The organism is Micromonospora sp. NPDC048835, assembly GCF_040649995.1.
Lineage (GTDB): Bacteria > Actinomycetota > Actinomycetes > Mycobacteriales > Micromonosporaceae > Micromonospora.
Window position 1 is genome coordinate 173,397 of sequence record NZ_JBEZGM010000014.1, and the last position, 9,440, is coordinate 182,836.

At 69.8% G+C, this 9,440-nt stretch carries 7 protein-coding genes; 5 read left to right on the forward strand and 2 right to left on the reverse strand.

Going from position 1 to position 9,440, the window contains the following annotated elements; all coding sequences use genetic code 11:
- The first annotated feature begins 139 nt into the window (after positions 1-139).
- The 3 genes from AB0C15_RS19050 (at position 140) to AB0C15_RS19060 (ending at position 2,172) form a co-directional block, all read left to right on the forward strand.
- Complete coding sequence (locus AB0C15_RS19050) at positions 140-928, forward strand: aldo/keto reductase (protein WP_357353605.1); 789 nt, start codon at positions 140-142, stop codon at positions 926-928.
- A 126-nt stretch (positions 929-1,054) separates the two neighbouring features.
- Positions 1,055-1,207, forward strand: a complete 153-nt coding sequence (locus tag AB0C15_RS19055; RefSeq protein ID WP_357353607.1) for a hypothetical protein — start codon at positions 1,055-1,057, stop codon at positions 1,205-1,207.
- A complete protein-coding gene (locus tag AB0C15_RS19060; RefSeq protein ID WP_357353609.1) occupies positions 1,207-2,172 on the forward strand; it encodes an N-acetylmuramoyl-L-alanine amidase in 966 nt (321 codons plus the stop codon). Before AB0C15_RS19055 ends, AB0C15_RS19060 begins: the two co-directional genes overlap by 1 nt.
- Positions 2,173-2,793: 621 nt before the next feature.
- Here the strand turns inward: AB0C15_RS19060 and AB0C15_RS19065 are convergent.
- Positions 2,794-4,359 (reverse strand): SulP family inorganic anion transporter, encoded by a 1,566-nt coding sequence (locus tag AB0C15_RS19065; RefSeq protein WP_357353610.1) that lies wholly within the window; start codon positions 4,357-4,359, stop codon positions 2,794-2,796.
- Between the two features lie 124 nt (positions 4,360-4,483).
- Positions 4,484-5,605: a cellulose binding domain-containing protein gene (locus AB0C15_RS19070; RefSeq protein ID WP_357353612.1), complete on the reverse strand. Its 1,122-nt coding sequence runs from the start codon at positions 5,603-5,605 to the stop codon at positions 4,484-4,486.
- Between the two features lie 299 nt (positions 5,606-5,904).
- On the opposite strand from AB0C15_RS19070, the gene AB0C15_RS19075 reads away from it, so the two are divergent.
- A complete protein-coding gene (locus AB0C15_RS19075) occupies positions 5,905-7,011 on the forward strand; it encodes an FAD-dependent monooxygenase (protein WP_357353614.1) in 1,107 nt (368 codons plus the stop codon).
- A 130-nt stretch (positions 7,012-7,141) separates the two neighbouring features.
- Positions 7,142-8,902 (forward strand): cytochrome c oxidase subunit I, encoded by a 1,761-nt coding sequence (ctaD, locus tag AB0C15_RS19080; RefSeq protein ID WP_357353616.1) that lies wholly within the window; start codon positions 7,142-7,144, stop codon positions 8,900-8,902.
- Positions 8,903-9,440: the final 538 nt, after the last annotated feature.

Sequence of the window (9,440 nt, forward strand, 5' to 3'; positions counted from 1 at the left end):
GGCCGCGTTCCGCCGTCGCCGGTACTCCTCCAGCCGGTCGGTCACACCCGCATTCTCCGGCAAACCGGACCGGTGCGCTGGACGCCCGAGTGTCCGGTTCACTCGGCGGCCGGGCGCGCGGCGGGGTAGAACGGACCTCATGGACCTCACCGACCAGCCCACCGCCCTGCTCCCCGGTGATGTGCGGATGCCCCTGCTCGGCTTCGGCACCTGGCAGGCCACCGGCCAAGCCGGTTACGACGCCGTGCTGGCCGCGCTCGACACCGGCTACCGGCACCTCGACACGGCCACCGTGTACGGCAACGAGCGGGAGGTCGGCCGCGCGGTGCGGGAGAGCGGGCTGCGCCGGGACGACATCTTCATCACCACCAAGCTCCCACCCAACCGGGTGGGTCAGGAGCGCGCCACGCTGGAGGCCAGCCTGGAGGCGCTCGGCGTCGATCACCTGGACCTCTGGCTGATCCACTGGCCGCCGTCGTCGCCGACGGACAGCATCCCGCTCTGGCGGGAGCTGATCGCCGCCCGGGACGAGAACCTCACCCGGGCGATCGGCGTGAGCAACTACAGCACCGCACAGATCGACGAGCTGATCCAGTCCACCGAGGAGAACCCGGCGGTCAACCAGATCGAGTGGAGCCCCGCGCTGTACGACCGGCAGCGGCATGCCGAGCACCGGGACCGGGGCGTGGTGCTGGAGGGGTACAGCCCGTTCAAGACCAGCGACCTCAGTGACCCGGTGCTGGTCCGGATCGCCGCCGCGCATGGCGTGTCGCCGGCCCAGGTGGTGCTGCGGTGGCACATCGACCACGAGATCGTGGCGATTCCGAAGTCGGTGACCCCGGAGCGGATCACCGCGAACTTCGACGTCTTCCACTTCTCGCTCACCGCCGAGGAGATGCGCGACATCGACGCGCTCGGCGAGGACTGAGGCGGTGGTTTCCTTCACCGCGTGACCCAGTGATGAAGGGTATCGACATCGACGTCCGTGACGGTATAGCGTGCCCGTCATCACGTTCGTCGATCCGTTCGTACCCGCCGTCGCTGGAGGATCGCCATGGCCCGAATTCCGTCCGTCCGTCTGCGTCGCCGTGGGGTGCTCGGCCTCCCCGCCCTGGTGGTCGCTGCGCTGACAGTCGCCGTCCGACCCACCCCGGCCGGTGCCGCGCCCAAGGCCGAGTGCCTCGCCGACCTGCTCCAGGACGCCTGATGGCGACGATTCCCTGGCTGGTGGACGTGCTGCGCGCCGCCGGGGTCCAGGTGGTGGTCGAGGGGGACTGGCTCAACCGGATGCGACCAGGCTCCTTCGACCCGATCGGGGTGCTCTGGCACCACACCGCCTCGACGTCGAGCGCCAGCAACCCGCACCCGGCGCTCGGCATCTGCATCAACGGCCGGTCCGACCTGCCGGGGCCGCTGTGCCAGGCGCTCGTCGACTACAACGGCGTCTTCCACGTCATCTCCGCCGGCCGCTGCAACCACGCCGGGGTCAGCGGCGGCAGCGGGCCGATTCCGGCCGGGGACGGCAACACCCTGATGATCGGGTGGGAGATCGACTACAACGGCGTCAACCAAGAGATGACGGCCGCGCAGTACAACGCGTCGCTCGCGGCCACCGCCGCCGTGCTCACCCGGCTCGGGCGGGACAGCAGCTACGCCCGGGGTCACCGGGAGACCAGCACCACCGGCAAGATCGACCCATCGTTCATCGACCTGAACGTCATGCGCGCCGACGTTGCGGCGAGGATGGTCGGCGGCGGCACGGCGTGGTCATCCACGGTCGACAACGCCACCAGCGGTCGGTTCACCGCCAGCGCCAACTGGGGCGTGTCGTCGTACTCCAGTCAGCGCTACGGCGCCGACTACCGCTACGCGGACCCGGTCGCCGCGAGCGACGTCGCGTGGTACAGGTTCAACGTTCCGGCGGCCGGCAACTACCGGGTCGAGGCGTGGTGGCCGGCGAACTCGGGCTACAACAGCGCCGCTCCCTACATCGTCGCCACCAGCACCGGCAACCAGACCGTCCGCGTCGACCAGCGGGCCACCGGCGGGCAGTGGCGGGTGCTCGGCACGTTCACGCTGCCCGCTGGTGACGCCAACCGGGTGGGCGTGAGCCGGTGGAGCAACGCCACCGGCCTGGTCGTCGCGGACGCCGTACGCCTCACCCGCGTCTGACCCGGCGCGCCGCGCCCCGGCCCGGCCCGGCCCGGCCCGGCTTGATCGACTCGACTTTCCGGAAGTCGGGGTGTCCCACGTGCGAGGATGCCCCGACGTCAAGGATCCCGAGTGGATCTAGCCAGGGTGGGAGGTCGCCGAGGAGGATCCCCCCGGGGTGGGTGATGGCGAGCGATGACGCCCGGGCAGGGGGATCGTGACAAAAGACGCATCGATTCTCGCTTCGCGACGAGTTGCGGGGTTGAGCAGGACATTCAAGACTCCGCTCAGTACGGGCGGATCGAAGTGCCGGAAGCGGCCACGGTCTGCGGGACCCGGATCGTCGTCCTGATGAGCAAGTTCGCGCCGTTGACCATGGTCGCCGCCGACAACCCCGGTGCCTTTCTGGGCACCGATGATGCCTGCGCGGAAGGTGAACTCGATCCGGGTGACCTCGACAAGGTCAGCCAGGCTCGGCGACCGCGCTCACGCTCGTCGCCCATGCCGACCCGACCGGGGACGCCTTCTGCGCCACGGTCCTCGCACTGTTGGGTGAAGCCCTCGGCTACGCGGGCGGTCACCGCTGACCCGCTCCGGCTCGGGTTCATCGACTCGATTTCCCGGGCGCGGGATGCCCCGACCTCACGGGATCGGCGTGGACCGCGGCGGCGGCACCTCGTGGTGGGCCGGCTCCTGCGCATCCGCGGACCGACGACCCCGAGTCACGCACGGGGAGGTGCGTTTGCCGGTGCCGAGCCCGTCGGTGCCGGCACGATGAAGCCAGGAGCCGTGTACCTCGTCGACGTGGACGGTGCCACCGGCTCGTGTGTAGGACGCCTGCCAGTCGCGGATGGTCTCGTACGCGCCGTGGTCGAGATAGTCCAGGTGCAGCTCGAGTTCGACGTGCTGCCGCGGGGGCAGGGCGGCGAGTCGGCGGGTGAGCCGTCCGGAGGCGACGAAGGCGAGCGTGCCGATGATCGACACGAGCCAGCTGCCGGGCTTCGGCTCGGTGACGTGGATCTCGCACCGGGCCAGCCGCCACAACATGAACAGCACCGCCGTCGCCATGCCCAGCCCGACCCCGATGAGCAGGTCCGTGGCGGCCACGCCGACCGCGGTGATCACGTAGATCGGCAGCTCCCGGTGCCGGGCGTAGGTGCGGATCTGGGCGAGGCTGACCAGCCGTACGCCGACCACCACGAGGACCGCGGCGAGCGCGGCCATCGGAATCATCTCCAGCAGTACGGCACCGGCCATCACGAACCCGGCGATCCAGATTCCGTGCAGGATGGTCGAGGCGCGGGTGCGTGCACCGGCCGCGACGTTCGCCGAGCTGCGCACGATGACGCCGGTGACCGGAAGGCCACCGAGCGTTCCGGACACGGCGTTCGCGGCGCCCTGGGCGATGAGTTCACGATCGAGGTTCGCCCGTGGGCCGTGGTGCATCCGGTCGACGGCCACCGCCGAGAGGAGAGATTCCACGCTCGCCACCAGGGCGATGGTGAGGACGGCCGGCAGAACCTCCCACGGCGACGAGTCGGGCCAGCGGGCGAAGGTGATCGCGCTCAGTGGGTCGGCGGGCAGATCCACCCGCTCCACGTCGGCATCAAGGGCTGTCGCGACCACTGTGGTGACCACCACCGCCACCAGGGTCGCCGGCAGCATCGTGGTCTTGACCAGACGTGACCAGACCAGCAACAGCATCATGGTCAGCGCGCCGAGCAGCACGGACACGCTGTGGTAGTCGGCGATCTGGCCGGGTAGGTCACGGAGATTCGCCAACGCGGAGCTCTGGGGCGCGCCGCCGAGCGCGACGTGGACCTGGCTCAGCGCGATGACCAGGCCGATGCCGGCCAGCATCCCGTGTACGACCGTTGGCGACAGCGCGAGCGCGGCCCGCCCGAGACGGGTGATTCCCAGCAGGATCTGCAGCAGCCCGGCGACGGTCACGATCGCGGCGGTGCCGGCGAAGCCGAACTCGACGATGGTGCCCGCGACGATCACCGTGAGCCCGGCCGCTGGCCCGCTGACCTGGAGCGGCGCGCCGCTGAGCGTGCCGGCGACCATTCCGCCCACGACGGCGGCGATCAGCCCGGCCAGCAGCGGCGCCCCGGAGGCGGCAGCGATGCCGAGTGACAACGGGATCGCGATCAGGAAGACAACGATCGACGACGGAACATCGTGCCGAAATGACGTTAAAGCCGACATTCACCAAAAGGTACTTAGGTAATATTAATGCATAGTTAAGCGTGATTCTTTCACCCGCGATCAGTGACGTGCGGGGGCGCGACCGTCCAGGTCGCGCCCCCGCCGTCGTGGTGGTGGTGTCGGCTCAGTTGCGGGAGCAGGTCGCCCCGTTGAGCGAGAAGCTTGTCGGCGACGAGTACGACCCGCTCAGGTTGCCCTGGTAGCCGAAGCTCGCGGTGCCGCCGGGGGCGATCGACCCGTTGTGGCCCACGTTGCGGGCGGTCACCGCTGACCCGCTCTGGCTCACCGTGGCGTTCCACGCACTGGTGACCGTCTGCCCGCTCGGCAGCGAGTAGTTGAGCGTCCAGCCGTTGATCGCGCTGGACCCGGTGTTGGTGACGAGCACGTCGGCGGTGAAGCCGTTGTTCCACGAGTTCGCCGTGTACTTCACCGCGCAGCTCGCGCCACCGCTCGGCGGCGGGGTCGTCGGGTTGGTCGGCGGCTGGCCACCACCGTTGACGTTGGCCGAGAACGACGTCACGGCCAGGCCGACGCCGCCCTGCCACGGCTCGAAACCGGCCTGGATGCTGGTCAGGTACCAGGAGTTGGTGATCGCGCCCCGGTTGCGGGTGTCGTTGATGAAGTCCAGCACGCTGAAGTTCAGGCTGGAGACCGCCGACTGTGCGACGTAGGAGATGACGTTGTTGGAGCCGTTGCTGCCGCGCCAGACCTCCCAGGTGCGGCCGGCGAGGTTTGTGGTGCCGACCACCGAGCCGATGGGCTGGATCGAGCCCTGCCGGTTGAGCCAGATCATGATCTCCATCTGGTTCACCCCGTCCCGCTTGGGCGACGGGTCCAGCCAGATGTCGTACGACGCGTTGTAGGTGGCGCCGCTGACGTACCGGTAGGAGATGCTGCTGGTGGCGCTGCTGATCTGACTCACCTGCATCGGCAGGTTCGTGCCGGGGGAGCAGTTGGTGTAGTGGCAACCGAAGAACACCGAGGGGTACGCCGTGGGCGCCCCGTTGGTGGGGCTGCTGCCATTCAGCGTCCTGATCTCGAAGCCGTTGTTGGTGACGTTGATGCACTGCTGGGCGGTGGTGCCCCAGCGGTTGTTCTGCACCACGTAGCGGCCCTGGATGGTGGTCGAGCCGTACTGGTCGCAGATCAGGGTGTCGGCGGAGGCGTTGCCACCGAAGGCCACGGCCACCAGCGAGCTGGCGACCAGCAACCCGGCGGCGGCCAGGGCTCGAATACGACGTTTCATGACGCTCCTTGACTCGGCGCGTGCCGGGCGCCGGATGTGGTGGGGCAGTGCGGGAGCGCTCCCACGCTCAACGACACATTTACATGTCTGAAACTGTCGCGCAACCGTGCGACTCGAACTGGCGAATTGTGGGGAATGCCGTGGCCCGCCGGACGGCTGGCCACGGACGGCCAGCCAAGCGGCGCGGGTCGCCGACGGGCGGCGGGGTGCCGACCGATTGGGCCTGGTGTGCGCCGATCGCTCCGAGTAGCGTGTTGCCTCCAACGCGTGCCGCTCCCCCTCCGGAGGCGTACACCACCATGGGTGGCTCCCCCCTGCGCATCCTCGTCGTCGGCGCGGGCATCGCCGGCCTGGCCGTGGCCCGGGCGCTGCGCCTGGCGGGCTTCCGGCCCGACGTCACCGACAAGCTGCCACCGGGGGAGTCCACCGAGACCGGCCTCTACCTCCCCGGCAACGCCGCCCGCGCCCTGCACCGGCTCGACCTGCACGACCCGGTCCGGCCCGTCGGGCAGGTGATCCACCGGCAGCGGTTCTACGACGCCGCCGGCGCGCAGCTCTGCGAGGTCGACCTGGACGCCCTGTGGGCCGGCGTCGGCGAGTGCCGGGCGCTGCCCCGGTCCGACCTGCACCGGGTCCTGCTCAGCGGCGCCGGCGGCGCGGTCCGGCACGGCGCCGAGGTCCGCACCCTGGACCTGCTTCCCGGCGCGGTCGGCGTCACCTTCACCGACGGCACCACCACCGAGTACGACCTGGTCATCGGTGCCGACGGGCCGCGCTCCTCGGTCCGTGCGCTGGCCGCGCTCGGCGGGCCGCCGCGCCCGGTCGGGCAGGTGGTCTACCGGGCCGTCCTGCGCGACGGCCCGCCGGTCACCGAGTGGACCGCCCTGCTCGGCCAGCGCTCCGGGTTCCTGATGGTGCCGATCGGTGCCGGGCGGCTGCACCTCTACGCCGACGAGGCCGGCACCGACGAGCCCGCCGACCCCCTCGCCCGGCTGCGGGACCTCTTCGCCGACTACCGCGGCCCGGTCCCCGAGGTGCTGGCGGCGCTCGACACGGTGCACGTCGGGATCACCGACGAGGTCGAGTTGGGCCGCTGGCACCGGGGGCGGGTGCTGCTTGTCGGCGACGCCGCGCACGCCACCGCGCCGACGCTGTCCCAGGGCGCGGCCATGGCGCTCGAGGACGCCGTGGTGCTTGCCGAGTCGCTGCGCGCCGCCAACAGCGTGGAGGCCGCGCTCGTGGCGTACGAGAGTCGCCGCCGCCCGCGTACCCGATGGGTGGCCGACCGGACCCGGGACCGCAACCGGACCAGGGACGTGCCGCCGGCGCTGCGCGACCCGCTGCTGCGCGGGCGCGGCGACCGGATCTTCGGGGAGCACTACCGGCTCCTGCTCGGCCCGCTGTAGGCCCGTAGTAGATCGTGTCACGCCACCCCACGCGGCGCTGCGACCTGCCGGGGACTATCCTCCTTGCGGATGACGGCCCGCCGATAACCAGCGTGTGCCGAGCGGGACAACCGAGAACCGGAGGCCACTCGTGACCACCGTCGCACCCAAGCCGGTCGTGACCCGGCCCTGGCCGGTCCGGGAGCCGGTCAAGGGGTCGGCCATCGCGCGGCTGCTGCGAACCACGGACGCGAAGCAGATCGGGATCATGTACATGATCACCGCGTTCGCGTTCTTCATGATCGGTGGCCTGATGGCTCTGGTCATGCGGGCTGAGCTGGCCCGACCCGGGCTGCAGTTCCTGTCGCCCGAGCAGTACAACCAGCTCTTCACGATGCACGGCACGATCATGTTGCTGTTCTTCGCGACGCCGATCGTGTTCGCCTTCGCGAACTACATCGTGCCGATCCAGATCGGCGCCCCCGACGTGTCCTTCCCCCGACTGAACAGCTTCGCCTACTGGCTGTACCTGTTCGGCGGGACGATGGCGACCGCCGGGTTCATCACCCCGGGTGGCGCCGCCGACTTCGGCTGGTTCGCGTACGCGCCGCTGAGCAGTGTCGAGCACTCGCCCGGCGTCGGCGCCAACATGTGGATCATGGGTCTGGCCATCTCCGGCCTGGGCACCATCCTCGGCGCCGTGAACATGATCACCACCGTGCTGACGCTTCGTGCGCCCGGCATGACCATGTTCCGGATGCCGATCTTCACGTGGAACATCCTGGTCACCAGCCTCCTGGTGATCCTGGTCTTCCCGCTGCTGGCCGCCGCGCTGTTCGCGCTCGCCGCGGACCGCATCCTCGGCGCGCACGTGTACGACCCGGCAACCGGTGGGCCGATGCTCTGGCAGCACCTGTTCTGGTTCTTCGGGCACCCCGAGGTCTACATCGTGGCGTTGCCGTTCTTCGGCATCATCAGCGAGATCATCCCGGTCTTCTCCCGCAAGCCGATCTTCGGCTACAAGGGTCTGGTCGCCGCGACCGTCGCGATCGCCGCGCTCTCCATGAGCGTCTGGGCGCACCACATGTTCGCCACCGGCCAGGTGCTGCTGCCGTTCTTCAGCTTCCTCAGCTACCTGATCGCCGTGCCGACCGGTATGAAGTTCTTCAACTGGATCGGCACCATGTGGCGGGGCCAGATCAGCTTCGAGACGCCCATGCTCTGGGCCGTCGGCTTCCTGGTCACCTTCCTCTTCGGTGGTCTCACCGGTGTGCTGCTGGCCAGCCCGCCGATCGACTTCCACGTGTCGGACTCGTACTTCGTGGTGGCGCACTTCCACTACGTGCTCTTCGGCACCATCGTGTTCGCGGTCTTCGCGGGCATCTACTTCTGGTTCCCGAAGATGTTCGGCCGGATGCTCGACGAGCGCCTGGGCAAGGTGCACTTCTGGCTCACCATGATCGGTTTCCACACCACGTTCCTGGTGCAGCACTGGCTCGGCAACGAGGGCATGCCCCGCCGGTACGCCGACTACCTGCCCGGTGACGGCTTCACCACGCTGAACACGATCTCCACGATCGGCGCGTTCATCACCGGTATCTCGACGCTGCCGTTCATCTACAACTGCTGGAAGTCGTACAAGACCGGCCCCGTGGTCGAGGTGAACGACCCCTGGGGTCACGGCAACTCGCTGGAGTGGGCGACCAGCAGCCCGCCGCCGCTGCGCAACTTCGACAAGATGCCGCGGATCCGCTCCGAGCGGCCGGCGTTCGACGCGAAGTTCCCGGAGTTGGCCGCCGGCGGCCAGAGCCTGGCCGGCCCGCCGGAGGGTGGTGCCAAGCCGCTCACCAGCGAGTCCGACGGCGGCGCCAGCTACCGCGAGGACACCGCGAGCGACGTCGACAGGAACTGACGCCAAAGCTCAGCAGTACGACGGGCGCCGCCCCCGGGAACACCGGGAGCGGCGCCCGTCGCCATGTCCAGCCCGCCCCGCCCCCGCCCCCCGCCCCGCCCTCGCGCTCCGCCCCGCCCTCGCGCTCCGCCCCGCCCTCGCGCTCCGCCCCGCCCTCGCGCTCCGCCCCGCCCCCGCGCTCCGCCGATCTTGCACTTTGTGTAGCCGATCTGCGGACTTCGGCACCTTTTGTCGCCACAGAAAGTGCAAGATCGGCGCAGGGTTAGACGGGGCGCGTCGTGGGTGAGGTGGGGAACGGCGCCGCGTGGGTCCTGCCGCTGGCTGGACTCGGTGCTGCTCGCCCGCTGACGTCGTGCTGTCTACTCGCGAGCGCGCCTGCCCTGGAGATCCGCGCAACATCAGGGATGTTGCTGCCTCCCGACCGCCGCAGGCAGCAACATCAGGGGGGTAGTTCCATCCTGAGTTGGCTGGTCAGGGGGTCTTGACGGCCTGGCGGTGGTGGAGATGGGGCAGGTCAACCATCGGTGATCTTCGGGTT